Here is a 17,805-nt window from a genome sequence, read left to right as displayed (position 1 = left end):
TTCAACATTGTAGCAGTATCAACCACAGTTTTATTGCATCTATTAGTGGAATAGGTAGTTTAGCCAGCCCTGCATTCTTAATAAGACTCGTCGCATCACTGATACATGAGCAAAGTGCTCGGTGTAGATAGCCGCATGACCCGAAACACCCGCTGGGAAGCGCGTTCGAACTTCATGATCTTCAAGTTTAATCAGTACTAAGGCTCTGCCTCGTGTCATTAAACGATTCGATGAAATCAAAGAACCTGATGACTGGATCTCACCTTCGGCCATGGCTGGTAAGACTTTAGCCACTCTACCTTTAAATACTTGCCCCGGCGCACCATCTAAAATTACCTCAGCTTCATCCCCTTCTTTTAATCTGAGTAATGAGTTCTGCCAAAATGCCCCCACAAAAGCCCGCTCTTCATCAGGAATAAAGCTTAGTAAGGGTCTTAATGGCATAGGCACAGCCACAATACCCGGGCGGAGTGCCATCTGGGTCACCATGCCATCGGCAGGAGCCTTGACCACAGTCTGCTCAAGTTCGAACTGCGCTTTTTCAAGCTCACCTTGAATGCCTGCGACCTTGGTATTAACGCCATCGACGTTTGACTCATAAGCTAAACGAACCCTTAACTCCTCTGCGTTAGCAGCGGTTAATTGTGCTTCAGATGCAAAATAAAGCTGACGTTTGTTATCGAGCTCAAGCTCTGTAAAGGGTGAGTTAACCCCACCGCGCTTACGTCCTTTTTCATAACGATCGAATGCCGATTTAGTTCTATCTCTATCAGCGGTCGCCCTTGTGACCGATGCTCTTGCGGTTTCCCACGCGGCCTCTAGCTGTGGTACTTCAAGCTCGGCCGCAACTAACGCTGCACGCTTTTGCTTCACAATCGCTTGAAAGGGGGTTGGGTCGATCCTAAATAACACGTCTCCCTTCTTAATCGGAGTATTAGGCTCAACCTCTACCGATACAACTACGCCCCGAACCGCGGGATTAATTGGGGTGGTAACGAAATACTCTTTCGCAAATGGCGTATAAGGGTGGTTATAGTTCATCAGTAAGATCAAGGCACCGACGATAAATATGCCGCCGAGTATGGCGGTCGGTACCGTCCACTTGGTCAGTGGGATCTTAAATATCTTGAAAATCGCAATGCAGATAGCGGTATAGGTCAATACGAGTAGTAAATCCATGTTACACCTCTGCGCCGTCAGATTGAGAATCAGTCATATTAGGAGCTTGTGTCTTGGCTGACGAGGTTACGGGCTTGGCTCCACACTGAGACGCCTCCATTTCTGCTAATCTTTGCTCTAACTTTCTCACGCTTTCCGTCAATCCTTTTACCTCACTTTCCAATATTTGCTCTTTTTCGACCACCTCTTGAAATCCCCAGCCGCGATCCTCACGATAAAGGGTTGCCCAGATCCACAAAAATGGCCAAATGGCATGCAAAGTAAACAAGCTTACCCAACCTGCAATATGCAAGGCGTCTTGCTGTGGGTGGTTACGCTTCTTAGCGATCTCGTAAGGGATGTCATGAATAGCTATCACCCCATAGAAGAGGAAAATCGCAACAAAAAATATAATTCCTAACGCAAAGTAATCTAAAAACACGGTGCACTCCTTTTTAAACCGTCATTTACGGCGATCGAGCCTGAACACATTCTAACAACATCTTGGCAATATTGAGCACACAATTCTATTTTTTTTCACTTAAAACCGCATATTAGGAACAACCTATTTAGCCGGCAAGAGTGATCTCGCCCACACTTGCCGCTAATATTGACCTTGATAAATAGACTGCACGTTACACTAGAAAAAATAAAAATGAGGGTACAAAAAGTGCCCCTCACTGCATTGCTAACTTGACCGCCTTATCGGTTTAGCAATCGATAACAACCCCTACAATCTAAAAAGGTAATCAAAATGATAGGTACAGCTTTATCTGCAAATGCTAAGCGCGCCATGTTGCTTGGCTGTGGAGAACTGGGTAAAGAAGTGGCGATCGAGCTTCAACGCTACGGTATAGAAGTCATAGGAGTTGATCGCTACCCTAACGCCCCCGCAATGCAAGTCTCTCACCGCTCACATGTGATCAATATGCTCGATGCTCTGTCGTTAAAAGCGATCATTGACCTCGAAAAACCTGACTTAGTCATTCCAGAACTTGAAGCGATTGCGACGCAAACTCTGGTTGAAATGGAGGCTAAAGGCGTCAATATCGTGCCGACAGCGAAAGCGACCCAACTCACTATGGACAGAGAGGGCATACGCCGCCTTGCAGCTGAGACTTTAGACATACCAACCTCGCCATACTTCTTCTGCGATACTGAAGCCGAGTTTAACGATGCCGTAGCCACTATCGGTTTGCCTTGTGTGGTAAAACCAGTGATGAGCTCATCGGGTAAAGGCCAGAGCGTTATCCGCACTCAAGAGCAAATTGAATCAGCCTGGCAATATGCTCAAGAAGGCGGCCGTGCGGGTAAGGGACGAGTGATTGTAGAAGGCTTTATCCCCTTTGATTACGAGATCACCCTACTCACAATTAGTGCGGTAAATGGTATTCACTTCTGCGATGCTATTGGCCATCGTCAGGAAGACGGAGATTACCGTGAATCTTGGCAGCCACAGGCGATGTCTGAAGTTGTACTTGCCAAGTCACAAGCTATCGGTAAAAAAGTCGTTGAGGCGCTTGGTGGTTATGGTCTGTTTGGGGTTGAGCTGTTTATCAAAGGCGATGATGTTTACTTTTCTGAGGTTTCGCCGCGCCCCCATGATACCGGTATGGTGACGCTAATTAGCCAAGATCTATCTGAGTTTGCCCTACATGTTCGTGCAATCTTGGGGCTGCCAATTAGCAATATTGCCCAGCATGGCCCGAGTGCATCGGCGGTGATCTTGAGCGAAGGCACATCGAGTAATATTCAATTCTCAGGTGTGGCCGAAGCATTAGTCGAACCAAATACCCAAGTACGTTTATTTGCCAAGCCTGAGATAGATGGCAAACGCCGCTTAGGTGTGACACTTGCTAGAGACATAAATATCGATAAGGCCGTCGACAAAGCCCTAAGCGCTGCCAGCAAGATTAATGTCATCCTGTAAATAAACACCTGCTAATTAAAAAGCCTCAAATTTTCGCTAAAGGTTTAGCGTTAAATTTGAGGCTTATTTGTTTTATACCTTCTAGCTAAATTTCACCAGAATATCAGGAAATCAATTAACTCGGTTTTTCACTTGGCCTTGACTAAAACTCGAAAGATTATCGACTGCTATATTGAGCAAGTTCTGCCTAGCTTCTATGGTTGCCCAGGCGTTATGGGGCGAGATACTGATATTCTTGGCTCTCAGCAATGGGTTATCTTGGCATGGTGGCTCGGTAGACAATACATCAACACCCGCAAAAGCTATCGCTCCTAGCTCTAATGCAGCCGACAATGCAGCTTCATCGATAAGACCACCACGAGCGGTGTTAATCAAGATTGCTGAAGACTTCATCTTCTCAAGCACGCTAGCATCGATCAATTTATCGGTATCAGGGGTGAACGGACAGTGCAGAGAAATAATATCTGACTGACTAAATAACACCTCTCGCTCGGCCCAACGGCAACCCTCTGGCAATTTGATTTTAGGATTACGGGTATTGACCAATACCGCCATACCAAAGGCCAGCCCAATTTGAGCAACCACTTTACCTATATCACCAAAACCGATTAAACCTAAACGTTTGCCCTTTAACGATTGCAGCGGCGTAAGTGTAAAGCAAAAATCTTTCGACTCACTCCAGATCCCGCGCTTTACAGCGTCAGAGTGCAAAGCAACCTGCTGCGTGGCATGGAGTATATGAGCAAACACCATCTGTGCGACCGCATCGGGACCGTAACCGGGCACATTGGTGACCACTATTCCCAGCTCTTTTGCAGTCTCGAGATCGACCACATTGGTGCCTGTAGCAAGGACGCCGATATACTTAAGCTTAGGCAGTTGCCTTAATGTTGCGGCATCGAGCACTGTCTTATTGGTAAAGATAATCTCTGCATCCTGACTACGGATGAGTACCTTTTCAGGCGCGCTACGTTCGAAGACGCTTAGCTCTCCAAACGCTGCTAATGCTTGCCAATCGAGATCACCTGGATTTAACGTATATCCGTCGAGCACAACAAGTTTCATCAAAATAACCTTAGCTAAAAAATCACTAACTCCAAAACGTAAACTTAGCTCTAAAAGTTGGCTCTAAACCTTGTCCCTAAAAATTAGCGCTTAGAACTTAAAACTGGCGCCAATATTAGCCTGTCCTTGCCACATGATGTCCGATTGAATGTTCCACAGACAACCGTTATTACCACAAAATAGCGCATTATCGGCATTAATAAAGGTCGCATAGCCTTTGACCTCAGCAAATAGCGAAAACGCTTCAGTTGCTTGATACTCGACGCCACCACCAATCGCCACAGAAAAGCGTGTCTCGTTAGAATAATCGCCACCGGGTCGCATATTGGTTAAACCTAGGCTGGTCGTAATATAAGGTTTCACACTCTGCATCGGAAAGTAGAGACTACCGCCTACATGGAAATAATCCACATCCATCGAGGTAATCACGCTTGGACTAAAGTTATCGCCCGTTTTTAAGTCCGTTGATTGATGGCTATAGAGCAGGTAAACATTGCCTGGATCCTTGGTGGTGAAACCCAGCATCACGCCATAGTTTTGTGATTCGGCGACCTTAACCTTGCCTTTATCTTCCGACTCGGTACTCGATATATCGAACTCGCTAGCACCGAAGCTATAGCCGCCGAACGGCGCGACATAAACTTCCGCCATCGCAGGTAATGCACAAAACGAACCTAATAAAATCGCTAAGCTGGTTTTCATAATATATCCCTATATTGCTATTATTTTGACCTAGTTATAACTAGTTATAAATCACTAGCGCATGCCTCTATCACTCTTAACTCTATCATAAGCGGCTTGAATATCTTGCGCTTTTGATTTGGCTATTTCCATCATTTCAGCGGGTAAGCCCTTGGCAACCAATTTATCCGGATGATGTTCATTCATTAACTTTCTATATGCTCGCTTAATGTCCTGATCTGACATCGACTCAGAAACACCCAGTAGCTTATAGGCATCTTTGATCGAGGTTTGATTGCCAGCACCACCACTTCGATGGAAGTTAAACTCAGCCTGCCAACGTGCAAGCAAGTCATCGAGTTGCTTCTGACTAAAACCTAGCTCCTTGGCAATGATAGACAATATTGATAGCTCTTTTTGATCCAACTGAGCATCGACAAGCGCCGTCTGAATTTGGATCTCCAAAAACATCTGCAACAGCTCTTTACGCCCCATTGAAATCAACCTGAAGGTTTTTAGGCAGGCGTAGATATCAAAATCAGCTTCTTTACCCTCGCGAAAAGCGGCCTGAGCATCGGCTCTTGCTTGTCCGCTTAAATTAAGCTGATCCATTAGCGAAGTCGCCATACGAATATCATTTTGAGTCACCTGCCCCGATGCCTTGGCAACATGCCCCATGACCGAAAAGGTGGTATTAAAAAACAGAGCCTGTCGCTTACCGCCACCCCCTAGCCCCGCTTTTTGGCTTTGCCTGCGATCATACATATGCCCTAACCAAAGCCCAAAAATAGCGCCACCAATACGGCCAAACATAAATCCAATAATGAAGCCGAAAACTTTACCCCAAATACGCATTATCTAACCTTACTTGTTTCACGAGCTTCTATTTGTGCGAGTCGTTCCACTGTTCCCACATCGCACCAATACTGTTTAAAATGAGCACCACCAATCAGACTCTTTGCCATGGCTTGGCGTAACAAGAGCGCTAATGCAAAGGCCCCTTCAGGTGTGTCTCTGAATAATTGAGGGTGATAAACCCCTATACCTGAAAATGTTAGCTTCTCGAGCCCCTGTTCACAAACCCTGCCCTCTTGCAAAGCAAAGTCACCATGGGGATGCTGCAGCGGATTATCGACAAGCCATAGGTGTGCAAGAGTGCCCGCCTCAAGTGGTTTAATCTCAGGCAGTTCATCGATGAAGATATCTCCGTTAATAACCAGAAATGCTTCATCGCCCAATAGAGTCAGTGCTTGCTTAATACCGCCGCCTGTTTCTAGCGCCGATGTTTCTTCACTATATTGAATGCTGACTTGCCATTTACGCCCGTCACCTAATAGCTCGACCAGCTTGTGACCAAGCCAAGCGTGATTAATCACTATTTCGGTAAAACCTGCAGCAGCAAGTTTTTCGATGTGATAAACAATCAAAGGTTTTCCTGCTACCTCGACCAAAGGTTTAGGTAGAGAGTCAGTTAATGGCCGTAGACGTTCTCCTCGCCCCGCCGCTAAAATCATCGCTTTCATTTATTGCCCTTCACTCTTTACACCAATGCTAATGCCACTCTCAACATCACTCTTGGCATTCACCGCTGGAATAATCACCTCTGCTATCCAGTTGCTCAATACTTGCAGCTCGGCATAACGCCCAGCAATATCACGGATATACTCGAGCGTCAGTGGAATATCTGCCATATAGGCGGGTTTATTATCACGGTAATTTAGCCTTGCAAAAATACCTGCCGCCTTAATGTGTCTCTGTATTCCCATTAAATCAAACCAGCGTCGATATTGGGCAAAACTTACTTCAGAATCGATCTGCTGTGTTTCAATACATTGCTCATAGTGCTGGCGCATTAAGGCGTCGACAGCATTATCCGGCCAGCGAATGTAGCAGTCCCTCAACAGAGAAACCGCATCATAGGTCACAGGCCCAATAACCGCATCTTGAAAATCGATAACTTTAAGCTGCTCATTTTGCAGCATGATATTGCGGCTGTGGTAGTCACGATGCATACCTACCTGCGGCTGTTCTAGAGCGTTATCAACCAATAACTTAAACGCAGCCTCTGTATGAGTTTTTACTTGCTGTGGATCTAAACCCAGATGATGCAGGGCTAACCACTCGCTGAAAATGGTTAATTCGCGTATAACAAACTCAGCATCATATTGCGCTAAGGCGCCCACTTGGGTATGGGTGACTCTGGCGATGTCTTTGAGTAGTACTAAGGCCTGAGAGTAATAGTCCTGCAAAGTATCGTTATTGAGCACAGACAACAGCTGCACATCACCAAGGTCGCTCAATAGCATCAAGCCTTGTTCATTATCACTAGCAATCACTTCAGGTACAGCTATTCCCTGCTTAGAATAACTGTCAGCTAATTGAATAAATGGGCTAATGTCGATAAGGTTAGGCGGTGAGTCGACTACAATATAAGACAGATTATTCACCACGATTCTGAAGTAGCGTCTAAAACTTGCGTCGCCAGATATTAACTGCGGCGATACATTTGCATTAAAATACTGGTTTAGCCATGCATTTAACTGAAGAAATCTAGGATCTGACAAGGGCACCTCATGGCTCTTAAGAAGAAATTGCTTTATTATAACGACAAAATGGAATCAGCTAAGCAATTGAAAAAATTTATTTGGCTGTGTTGCCCTTATCGGCAACCTACTCCTCTTCACTGTCCGACTAAGAAATCATAATTAATTGACCTAAGATGCAGATCCGTTATTTTCTGGCCTTGAGCCTGCTTCCCCAATTAGTCTTAGCAGACGAAACCGAAACTGTAGCAGCGTCGAGCTCACAGTGCGTCGTTGTACCACCAGTAAAGCCTTACGTTCCACTTTACGAGATGAATACTCCTGCTGATCTGGAGCGGATCTATATCAGTTCCGACCGCTCTGCGGCGCAGATGGGCAAACAAGCGACCTTCAATGGTGATGTAAACTTCAGTCAAGGTGGTCGAAATATCGCTGCGGATGAAGCGATTCTAGACCAAGAGTCTGAAGAGCTGCATGCCAATGGCAACCTAGTCTTCCAAGATGAGATATTTACAGTCACCGCCGACTCTTTAGTAGCTAAGATGCGTAGCAACAGTGCAGTCCTAAGTGGGGCGCAATATTGGCTCACCGGACAACAGATCCACGGTGATGCTGACAGGCTAGAGATCACCAAAGAAAATAACCTGCTGCTATCTGGCACTAACTTCACTACCTGCCCGGGCCAAGATCCTGACTGGCTGCTTGAAGCCGACCGCATCAAGATAGACAGTACCGAGGAGTGGGGAGAAATTTGGGACGCTAAGATTAAAATTGCTGGCGTGCCGGTTATGTATATTCCTTACATGACTATTCCGGTATCGGACAAACGCAAATCTGGCTTCTTATTTCCATCATTTAGCACCAGCACCACTAATGGTGTTGAGGTAGCCACACCTTATTATTGGAATATCGCACCAGAATATGACTTAACGTTCACCCCCAACTATATGTCAGCACGAGGTCTATTCACTAAGACCGAGTTTAGATATTTAGCCGGAGAGAAACAGCAAGGTCAATTAAACATTGAATACCTTGCCGATGACGACAAGCTTGTCAATAGCCCAGATAGATACCTATATCACTGGGAGCACAGCGGCGCGATAAATAAGAACTGGCGCGTCTTGGCAAACTATACCGATGTCTCGGATAACAACTACTTTAATGACCTAAGTTCTGACGTTCAGCGTGCGACTGATAACCAACTCACCCGCATCGGTGAAATCAGTTATTTTGAACAAAACTGGGATTTCAGTGCCCGCGTACAAGACATTAAAGTGCTTGGCGAGGAGGAGAAACCCTATCAGGTGATGCCGCAGTTTACCTTTAACTACCGCGCCCCAAGCTACTGGCACGGCCTAGATTTTAACCTTTATAGTGAAGCCACAAACTTCGAGCATCAAGATAGCGAATACTCGACTGCGACTCGTGTTCACTTAGAGCCAAGCATCTCCTATCCGATCCACGGACCAGCAGGGTCATTGACCAGTGAAGTAAAACTACTACAGACCAACTACTGGCAAGATGATAAATCAAATCTTTCCAATTCTGAGCTTTCAGAACATGTGAACCGTACTCTGCCACAGGTGCGTATTCATGGTCAGGTCAATTTTGAACGCTTTACCGACTATTTTGACACCAACTATCGTCAAACTCTTGAACCGCAGTTTCAATACCTTTACGTAGGTTACGAAGATCAATCGGACATAGGTATTTACGATACAGCCCTGCTGCAAGAAGATTACAACGGCCTATTTAGGGATCGTCGTTTCTCTGGCCTTGACCGAATAGCCGATGCTAATCAATTTACATTAGGTTTAACCACTAAGCTGTTTAACGAACAAAACCGTGAAGTGTTTAAGTTCAGCTTGGGCCAGATTATCTATTTAGAAGACAGCCGTGTTGGCATCAATGATATCACAGGCAGCAACGATACCTTTGTGCAAGAGAACACATCTAACTCCGCGATTGCCGCGGAATTGACGACCCAACTCTATTCTGACTGGTTCTTAAGTGGATCGATTCAATATGATGCTAAAGAGAGCGAAAACAAGAAGAGTGAAGTTACGGTAGACTATCGTCCAGGCACCAATAAGCTTTTGCAAGCTAGCTATCGTTACGTTCCGGATCTGCTAAATACCAACACCAACGAATCGGTAGATATTAAGCAGATTGGCTTCCGTGGAGCTTGGCCAATTAATGACAGTTTATATTTGGTGGGTAACTGGTACTACGATCTAAATGAAAGCCGAGCGGTAGAAACCTACACAGGTTTTCAGTATGAATCATGTTGCTGGGCTGTACGTTTGAGTTATCATTACCGCATTAAGACCAATTATATTGACGAAGATAACCCGGTACAGGATACTCGTGAGCTATTTGAGAGCGGGATCTACCTAAACTTTGTCTTAAAAGGACTCGGTGGTTCTGGCCCATTAGGTGTGTCAGATATGTTGGATGACGGTCTATTTAACTACCGTAAGCCACTTTATTTGAAGAATTAGCAAATAAATAACTTAAAAAAATGCTGAACCTAGCTAACGACATGCAGTCAAAGCAGGACTAAAGAATCATTAACCCGGTATGTAAATACCGTAAATGACACTCAATAAATGCCAAGGATTTTAGTGGATGAAACGCTGTAACCAATTGATTTTTGCACTTTTAACATTGGCGATGAGCCAGACGATTCAAGCTGCGCCAGAACCACTTGACCGAGTCACAGTGCAGATAAATGAAGGGATCATTCTAGAGAGTGAAGTTGCTGGCATGGTTAAGACCATTAAGGCTAATGCTGCCAATGCTGGTCAGAAGTTACCATCTGATACCGCACTGCGCACTCAGGTTATTGAGCGTCTTATTTTGACCCGTTTGCAGTTACAGATGGCAGATAGAATTGGTTTGCACATTGGTGACTTACAGTTAGATCAAACCATCGAAAATATTGCTAAAGAGCAAAAAATTACGGTCGCGCAAATGAAAGCGCAAATTGAGAGTGAAGGTACAACATTCGCTCAATACCGTGAACAACTACGTGAAGAGATCACCCTTGGTGAGATCCAGCGCATCCAGGTTCAACGTCGTATTCAAGTATCACCACAAGAGATCAATAACCTAGTTAAGCTCATCAACGAGCAAGGACTGAAGGAGGTTGAGTTCCAGATTGGTCATATCCTGATTGACGTACCAAGCGACGCCAATAGCCAACAGCTTGAAGCCGCGAGCAAAAGATCCGCGACAGTCATGAAACGCCTCAAAGATGGCGATGACTTTAGAAGTATCGCAATTGCAGCATCTTCAGGTCCTAAGGCGCTTGAAGGCGGGATCTGGGACTACATGAATATCAACGAAATGCCGACTTTATTTGCTGAAGTTGTCGGAGATGCTAAAACCGGTGATATCATAGGACCAATTAAGAGTGCATCTGGTTTCCATATCATCAAAGTTATGGACGCTCGCGGCCTACAGACTAAAGAAGTACAAGAGGTTAAATCTCGCCATATTTTACTTAAGCCATCGCCGATTCTTTCAGAAGAACGTGCTAAGAGCATGATGGATAGATTCCTCGCTCAAGTTAAATCTGGCGAAGCCAAGTTTGAAGACTTAGCCCGTCAATACTCTGAAGATCCTGGTTCTGCGGCTAAAGGCGGAGAATTAGGCTGGGCAGACCCGAACATCTATGTACCCGCTTTTTCGCAAGAGCTGAATAGCCTAGAAGTTGGCGCGTACAGCGAGCCATTCCGTTCGACTCATGGCTGGCATATTGTTCAATTAGAAGAAAAACGTACAACCGACGCGACCGATAAATTTAATACGAATCGAGCTCATCAGCTGATCTATCGTCGTAAATTTAATGAAGAGTTACAAAACTGGCTAGATGAAATGCGCGCTGAAGCATTTATCGATATATTTGAGCCAGAAACGAATCGAGGTTAATACTATTGTCGACTAAACGCATAGCCATCACGCCGGGTGAACCGGCGGGTGTTGGCCCAGATTTAGTGATACAACTAGCTCAGCAGGCTTGGCCTGCTGAGCTAGTCGTTTGTGCTGATCCAGAATTATTACTGTCTCGCGCCAAGAAGCTTGGGCTTTCTATTCAGTTGCGTCCATATCAACCGAATCAACCCCCTAAGGCGCAAGAGGCTGGCACACTGACAATCGTGCCTTTTACCCTAGAGACTGATTCTGTATGTGGCCAGCTAAATGAAATTAATAGCGCCTATGTCGTCGATACATTAAGATTCGCTGGCGAAAAAAACATGGTTGGCGAATTCGATGCAGTAGTAACAGGACCCGTTCATAAGGGGATTATCAACCAAGCTGGTATTCCGTTTAGCGGCCACACCGAATATTTTGCCAATCAGGCAAACTGCCAAGATGTGGTAATGATGCTAGCGGCGCCAGGCTTGCAGGTTGCGCTTGTGACAACTCACATACCATTAGCGTATGTGTCAAAAGCCATTACTCGCGACCGTTTGCATCAAATCGTCAAGATTTTACACAAAGACTTAGTCGAGAAATTCGCGATTGAGTCACCTCGCATCTATGTGTGTGGTTTAAACCCTCATGCTGGCGAGGACGGTCATTTAGGCAGAGAAGAGATAGATATCATCATCCCTGCACTAAATGAGCTTAGGGAACTCAATATGGATATCGTAGGCCCACTGCCAGCTGATACCCTGTTCCAACCTAAATACTTAGAAGATGCTGACGTCGTACTCGCTATGTACCACGATCAGGGGCTTCCAGTACTAAAATCTAGAGGATTTGGCAGTTCAGTCAACATCACTCTAGGATTACCCTATATAAGAACCTCGGTCGACCATGGTACGGCCTTAGAGCTTGCAGGCACTGGCACTGCAGATATCGGCAGCTTTGTCTGCGCATTAAATAAAGCCATTGATTTGGCTGCAAAGAATTAGTGATAAAAGTTACCTCATGAGCAATAAAGTACATTTAGGCCACACGGCCAGAAAACGTTTTGGACAAAACTTCTTAACCGACGAAAATGTGATTAACCGCATCGTTGGAGCTATTTCACCGGATAACGATCATGTAATGGTCGAAATTGGTCCGGGTCTAGCCGCGCTAACTGAGCCAGTAGCCAGCGGGATCGACAAGCTAATTGTTGTCGAGCTCGATAAAGATCTGGTTGAGCGTCTAAAAGAGCACCCAGTGCTTAAAGACAAGCTTGAGATCCATCAAGGTGATGCGCTTAAGTTTGACTTCAATCAGTTAGTGCGTGAAGACAAGCAGATGAAGGTGTTTGGTAACCTGCCATATAACATCTCTACACCGCTAATGTTCCACCTATTTGAGTTTGCTCAGCATATTGAAAACATGCACTTTATGCTGCAAAAAGAGGTCGTTCTACGCCTCTCTGCTTCACCTGGCACTAAAGCTTATGGTCGTCTAACGGTCATGGCTCAGTACCATTGCCAAGTGATGCCAGTGCTAGAAGTGCCACCAGGATGTTTCACTCCACCTCCAAAAGTGGATTCGGCGGTTGTACGTTTAGTGCCATACAAAGTTAAGCCTTGGCCATGTAAAGATGTGGACTTACTAAGAAACTTAACCACGACGGCTTTCAACATGCGCCGTAAAACGCTGAGAAACAACCTTAAACAGTTACTGTCTGACGAAGACTTTGCAGTGCTGGGTATCGACGCGACACTGAGACCGGAGCAGATCAGTGTTGAGCAATATGTGGCTATGGCTAACCACGTATTCGACAGAAAGTAATCTTATTAATCAAATAAGCTACTGATGAATAAAGGGCATTAACTGCCCTTTTTTTATACCTTTTTTATGGCTTTTTGCCTATTAATTCAGATGTTCTCCATTTAATATGAAACCTCTAGTCGTAATTAAGGCAACTTCGCCTTTTAGGGGATTATATGAATCAATTAGCCGCGTCTGTCAGCGTCGATGTACAAACAGCCTATATTGAAACCCAATCCTCGCCAGACGAAGATAAGTACCTGTTTAGTTACACCATAACTATCTCTAACCTCAGTAATGAAGCGATCACCCTAAAGAGTCGTCACTGGTGTATCACTGACGCTGATGGCCGAAAAAGCGAAGTCCATGGCACAGGGGTCGTGGGTGAAACTCCAACGATTAAACCAAATAGCAGTTACGAATATACCAGTGGCACAGTGCTTGAGACACCACTTGGTGTGATGGAAGGCAGTTACACCATGGTAGATAGTGACGGTAACGAATTTGAAGCACCTATCTCCGCCTTTCGCTTATCTATCCCAGGCTTGCTTCATTAACATAACGGCTTTCCGTTTACCTGTTCCCAGTTTGATCCACTAACATAGAAAAATAATATCTAGGTAAAAATGGCAAATTATTTTGTAGGTGATATACAAGGCTGTTTCGATGAGTTAATGCTACTTCTCGATAAAGTCGATTTTAATCCATCCAAAGACTGCTTATGGGCAGTAGGAGATCTCGTTGCAAGGGGGCCTGGCTCTCTGGAAACCCTGCGCTTCTTTAAGTCGCTAGCTAACTCTGCAAAAGTCGTATTAGGCAATCACGATCTCCACTTGCTCGCCATTCATGGCAAGTTAAAGCGAGCCAACCCTAAAGATCATTTAGCCGCATTGCTCGCAGCAGAAGACATTAACAATATTATCGACTGGCTAAGAATGCAGCCTCTGTATCAGGAGTGCCCTGAACAACAGCTTATTATGACCCATGCTGGCGTACCACCAAATTGGGATCTGGCAACCCTGCACACAGAAGCAAATCGAGTCAGCGAAATCCTTAAGTCTAAGAACTATCTGCACGACTTAGTCAGCGAAATGTACACCAACTCTGTCGACGAATATCGCTCGTCTCTATCGCCGTTAGAAAAGCAGATCTATTGCATTAATGCACTTACCCGCATGCGTTACCTTAAACAAGATGGCCGCTTAGATTTCGACTGTAAGTCTCCAATTCAAAACTGTAACCATGCTGAACTGACACCTTGGTTTGAGCTTGAGTCCAAATTACCTAGCGACTATACCTTAGTCTTTGGTCATTGGGCCGCCATTATGGGACAGACCAATCACCCTAACCGCTTAGCTTTAGATACGGGCTGCTGTTGGGGAGAACACATGACCCTGTGGCATTTGGAGTCGAACCAGAAAATCACTCAAGAGAAATTAAAACACGTTAAAAGAAGTTAAAAAAGAGTTAAGCTATTGCAACATTAGGCCGATAGACTATTCGAGGCCCTTGTCAGGTCGGTACTGAGATTTAGATAAAAATAATAATAAAATGGAGCTCCTATGAAGTTAAATGTAGCCACCAGGGTAATAGCTGGATTTACGGTCGTCACCATACTACTGCTAGTTCTAGGTGCAGTTTCTTGGTTAACTAATAGCCAACTAAAGATAAGTACTCAAGTTCTGCAAGACTTAAGCCTACCAGCGCTAGAATCAAGTAACTTACTTTCCCAGACACTCTCCGAACAGGAAAAACTGATCTTAGTGGCCTATCACAGCCAAGCTAACAGCGAGATCTCCGAGATAGACTCGCAATATTCGACTACTAATCAGACGTTTAATAGAGAGCTGACGAAACTTACCGATTTAGTGAGTAACAACTCTGAACTAAATAACATTATTCAGACTCTCAAAACGCAATACACTCAATTCAATGCAACCAGCAATGAGATGATTGTCACCCGCGAAGCCGAGCTCGTGATAAGTAAGAAGATAGCGAGTCAATATGACGATATCGAAATTGCAGCCGATGACAGCGCCTCTCTGCTGCTTGATTTGATTGATCTTGAGATGAGTGAAGATGTAGTTGATCAAGAAGTCGCTGCCAACGCAAGTAACTTAGAACTCAGCTTTAGTAATATAGCCAGCACTAGTTTCGACCTTATCGGCAGCACAGATCTTGCTAAATTCGACACCATCTCAAAAGAACTGGACTATATCGTTAGTGACACAAAGAGTAAGCTTAATTATGTCAGCAGCCACTGGGATGGTGTGGTCGATGCGGAGCTCATTACAGAGATCAATACCGAAGCTACGAATGTCTTTAGCATGGTTCAAAGCAAGAACTCATTAATTGCATTAAAACGCCAAGAGCTTGAACTTCATAGTCGCGCAGCTGTTTTACTTACAGACGTCGAGCGAACTGCTGGTAATGTCAACGAACAGATGAAGGCGTTGACCACTAGCATAGAAACTATCTCTCGTGAAATCAGTAGCGAGGCCATTAATAACATAGATAGCGCCAGCATGCGCACACTCGTGTTGATGCTGCTGGCCATTCTTGTTGCGATTGTCGTCAGTATTGCGGTAGTGCGCCCACTCACTCGCTCACTCGATAGAATTAACCACGCCTTAAATGTGCTGGCATCAGGAGATTTAACTCACAAGTTAGATGACTCCGGCCATGATGAGTTCGCTAAGTTGTCGGCAAACTGCAATAAACTGGTAGATAGCTTACGCAGTCTTATTCAAGGGATTTTGGATCGCTCAGATCAACTCGCAGCAGCAGCCGAGGAAACCTCGGCAATTACGGCGCAGACCACAGTCGGTATTCAAGAGCAGAAGAGCCAAGTTGATCAAGTTGCTACCGCGACGACTCAACTAAGCTCTAGCGCGCAGCAGGTTAATGCGAGTGCCGATGAAGCCCTTAGCCAAATAAAAGCGGCCGATGATGAAAGCCAGCATATGCGCCTAATTGCAAACGAAAATAAGCGTACTATTCTTGCCCTAGCCGATGAAGTCGCTAAAGCCAGTGTAGTCATCAACAAGGTACATGCCGACAGCGCCTCCATTGGCTCCATACTCGATGTCATTCGTGGTATTGCTGAGCAGACCAATCTGCTTGCTCTAAATGCTGCTATCGAAGCTGCGCGAGCTGGAGAGCAAGGGCGAGGCTTTGCAGTAGTCGCCGATGAAGTACGTAGCCTTGCTTCTAGAACCCAAGACTCTACCCAAGAGATCCAGCAGATGATCGAAGTTCTGCAACAAGGTACACAAGAAGCGGTATCGGCAATGGACTTAGGACGCTCTCAGGCTAGCTCTTGCGTTGAAAAAACTGAACAAGCAAATAACGCACTGGAAAGTATTAGCGACGCTGTACATCGTGCTCATGACTCAGGAACACATATTGTCCACGCCGCCCAAGAACAGAACCAAGTAAGCCAACAGGTGTCAGAGAAGCTTGAGCATATCGCGGCTATCTCAGAAGAAACCTCAGCAGGGGCAGACCAAACGGCGCAATCTAGCCATCAGGTGGCCCAGCTAGCCGAAGAATTACAAGCCTCGGTCAAAGAGTTTAAGGTTTAGCCATTTAGTGAGCAGAGAAAACAAATAAAAAAGGCGCTATATCTAGCGCCTTTTTATATATTTAAAGCACTGGCCATACAAGAGACAAAAAAATACTGGGGCAAGCCCAGTATTTCTATATTCACTAAAGCGCTTAGCCGCCAGCCAGACGCTCTTTAATGGTCGCTGTAATATCACTGCCACCGTGACCATTACTCTCTGCCCATGAAACAATAGTTTGCCCATCAGCTTCTGCATTGCCTAGCTCCGAGGCCGGAAGACGCTTAGCCACAAAGGTTCCCACTTTATTAGAACCACTCTTTAAAGCCGTTCTTAACAGGCTATCGCCACTACAGGAAACACCTTTGTAGATATTTCTAAGCTTTACACGGCTCTCTTTAAGCTTTTTACGCAGACGGTTTTTATCATCGGTCTGAACATAGTTACAGATGTTAGCAGCCAATTGGTCTTGATTAGCTAGCGCAGTCGATGAAACAGAAATTGAAGATGCCACAATTAGTGTAGCGATGCTCAAAGGCAACAAGCGCATCGGTCACTCCTTATTTTTAGTTTTTATTTATAGAAAAGTAGCGCTGTTTAGTCGCTGTCTTTATCTTTATGTAGGGTACTAAACAACCCTATGAATTTAACACTTTTTTACCAACTTGATAAAGCTGTATTCAACATCTTTGTCATTTTTAGCAACATCCCGAGAGACTTCTTGCCAGCTACCATTATCCCACTCAGGAAAATAGGTATCACCCTCGACAGTTAAATTAATTTCAGTGAGATATAAGATATCAGCCTGAGAAAGTAACATCTCATACAGCTGACCACCGCCCATCACCACTAACTCATCACAATCGCCAGCGGCTATCTTAGCCTCCTCAAAGCTGCTAACCCTTGTTACCCCATCAATAACCAAACTATCTTGACGACTGATGACGATATTATGACGACCAGGTAAAGGACGACCAATCGACTCATAGGTCTTTCTTCCCATAACTACAGGCTTACCTAAGGTCATAGCTTTGAAGTGTCGTAGATCTTCTGGGAGATGCCATGGCATTTGATTATCTTTACCAATAACGCGGTTATTTGCCATCGCGGCAATCATAGCTATTTTCATGATACTTCCCTTTTA

General features: G+C 45.0%; 17 protein-coding genes. 8 read left to right on the top strand and 9 right to left on the bottom strand.

From position 1 onward, the window contains the following. Window positions 1-42: 42 nt before the first annotated feature. On the bottom strand, window positions 43-1,179 hold the full coding sequence (locus tag SPEA_RS04570) for an HlyD family secretion protein (protein WP_012154134.1): 1,137 nt from the start codon (window positions 1,177-1,179) through the stop codon (window positions 43-45). Between the two features lies 1 nt (window position 1,180). Next, window positions 1,181-1,600, bottom strand: a complete 420-nt coding sequence (locus tag SPEA_RS04565) for a DUF3302 domain-containing protein (RefSeq protein ID WP_012154133.1) — start codon at window positions 1,598-1,600, stop codon at window positions 1,181-1,183. 312 nt (window positions 1,601-1,912) lie between these two features. Here SPEA_RS04565 and purT point away from each other — a divergent pair, with 312 nt between their 5' ends. Then, window positions 1,913-3,088 carry a formate-dependent phosphoribosylglycinamide formyltransferase gene (gene purT, locus SPEA_RS04560; protein ID WP_012154132.1) on the top strand — a complete coding sequence of 392 codons (1,176 nt, stop codon included), beginning with the start codon at window positions 1,913-1,915 and terminating at the stop codon, window positions 3,086-3,088. A 111-nt stretch (window positions 3,089-3,199) separates the two neighbouring features. On the opposite strand, the gene SPEA_RS04555 is transcribed toward purT, so the two are convergent. The 5 genes from SPEA_RS04555 to SPEA_RS04535 all read right to left on the bottom strand — a co-directional run bounded on the left by SPEA_RS04555 (window position 3,200) and on the right by SPEA_RS04535 (window position 7,404). Further along, entirely contained in the window at window positions 3,200-4,153 is a 954-nt protein-coding gene (locus tag SPEA_RS04555; protein ID WP_012154131.1) for a D-2-hydroxyacid dehydrogenase, read from the bottom strand. Between the two features lie 90 nt (window positions 4,154-4,243). Continuing rightward, window positions 4,244-4,855, bottom strand: coding sequence for an outer membrane beta-barrel protein (locus SPEA_RS04550; RefSeq protein ID WP_012154130.1), 612 nt, complete (start codon window positions 4,853-4,855; stop codon window positions 4,244-4,246). 54 nt (window positions 4,856-4,909) lie between these two features. Beyond that, window positions 4,910-5,689: a co-chaperone DjlA gene (gene djlA / locus SPEA_RS04545; RefSeq protein WP_012154129.1), complete on the bottom strand. Its 780-nt coding sequence runs from the start codon at window positions 5,687-5,689 to the stop codon at window positions 4,910-4,912. Further along, entirely contained in the window at window positions 5,689-6,357 is a 669-nt protein-coding gene (gene murU, locus SPEA_RS04540) for an N-acetylmuramate alpha-1-phosphate uridylyltransferase MurU (protein WP_012154128.1), read from the bottom strand. Before murU ends, djlA begins: the two co-directional genes overlap by 1 nt. Further along, the gene (locus tag SPEA_RS04535) at window positions 6,358-7,404 is read right to left on the bottom strand and encodes an aminoglycoside phosphotransferase family protein (RefSeq protein WP_012154127.1); all 1,047 of its coding nucleotides are present in this window, start codon (window positions 7,402-7,404) and stop codon (window positions 6,358-6,360) included. It abuts the gene before it with no gap. 149 nt (window positions 7,405-7,553) lie between these two features. On the opposite strand from SPEA_RS04535, the gene lptD reads away from it, so the two are divergent. The 7 genes from lptD (at window position 7,554) to SPEA_RS04500 (ending at window position 16,682) form a co-directional block, all read left to right on the top strand. Next, window positions 7,554-9,878 (top strand): LPS assembly protein LptD, encoded by a 2,325-nt coding sequence (gene lptD / locus SPEA_RS04530; RefSeq protein WP_012154126.1) that lies wholly within the window; start codon window positions 7,554-7,556, stop codon window positions 9,876-9,878. Between the two features lie 127 nt (window positions 9,879-10,005). Continuing rightward, window positions 10,006-11,310 carry a peptidylprolyl isomerase SurA gene (gene surA, locus SPEA_RS04525; RefSeq protein WP_012154125.1) on the top strand — a complete coding sequence of 435 codons (1,305 nt, stop codon included), beginning with the start codon at window positions 10,006-10,008 and terminating at the stop codon, window positions 11,308-11,310. Window positions 11,311-11,315: 5 nt separating this feature from the next. Further along, window positions 11,316-12,299 carry a 4-hydroxythreonine-4-phosphate dehydrogenase PdxA gene (pdxA, locus tag SPEA_RS04520; RefSeq protein WP_012154124.1) on the top strand — a complete coding sequence of 328 codons (984 nt, stop codon included), beginning with the start codon at window positions 11,316-11,318 and terminating at the stop codon, window positions 12,297-12,299. A 16-nt stretch (window positions 12,300-12,315) separates the two neighbouring features. Further along, window positions 12,316-13,119, top strand: a complete 804-nt coding sequence (gene rsmA, locus SPEA_RS04515; RefSeq protein ID WP_012154123.1) for a 16S rRNA (adenine(1518)-N(6)/adenine(1519)-N(6))-dimethyltransferase RsmA — start codon at window positions 12,316-12,318, stop codon at window positions 13,117-13,119. A gap of 155 nt (window positions 13,120-13,274) precedes the next feature. Continuing rightward, complete coding sequence (apaG, locus tag SPEA_RS04510) at window positions 13,275-13,655, top strand: Co2+/Mg2+ efflux facilitator ApaG/CorD (RefSeq protein WP_012154122.1); 381 nt, start codon at window positions 13,275-13,277, stop codon at window positions 13,653-13,655. Between the two features lie 69 nt (window positions 13,656-13,724). Beyond that, a complete protein-coding gene (locus SPEA_RS04505; protein WP_012154121.1) occupies window positions 13,725-14,558 on the top strand; it encodes a symmetrical bis(5'-nucleosyl)-tetraphosphatase in 834 nt (277 codons plus the stop codon). 102 nt (window positions 14,559-14,660) lie between these two features. Beyond that, a complete protein-coding gene (locus tag SPEA_RS04500) occupies window positions 14,661-16,682 on the top strand; it encodes a methyl-accepting chemotaxis protein (protein WP_012154120.1) in 2,022 nt (673 codons plus the stop codon). Between the two features lie 133 nt (window positions 16,683-16,815). Here the strand turns inward: SPEA_RS04500 and SPEA_RS04495 are convergent, their stop codons facing one another. Both SPEA_RS04495 and folA read right to left on the bottom strand, forming a co-directional pair. After that, window positions 16,816-17,211, bottom strand: a complete 396-nt coding sequence (locus SPEA_RS04495) for a DUF3718 domain-containing protein (RefSeq protein ID WP_012154119.1) — start codon at window positions 17,209-17,211, stop codon at window positions 16,816-16,818. A 96-nt stretch (window positions 17,212-17,307) separates the two neighbouring features. Then, a complete protein-coding gene (folA, locus tag SPEA_RS04490; protein ID WP_012154118.1) occupies window positions 17,308-17,790 on the bottom strand; it encodes a type 3 dihydrofolate reductase in 483 nt (160 codons plus the stop codon). Window positions 17,791-17,805: the final 15 nt, after the last annotated feature.

The sequence above is a fragment of the Shewanella pealeana ATCC 700345 genome (genome assembly GCF_000018285.1).
Taxonomy (GTDB): domain Bacteria; phylum Pseudomonadota; class Gammaproteobacteria; order Enterobacterales; family Shewanellaceae; genus Shewanella; species Shewanella pealeana.
The sequence above is the reverse complement of the archived record's forward strand: the minus strand, read 5'-3'. Positions and strand labels throughout refer to the sequence as shown.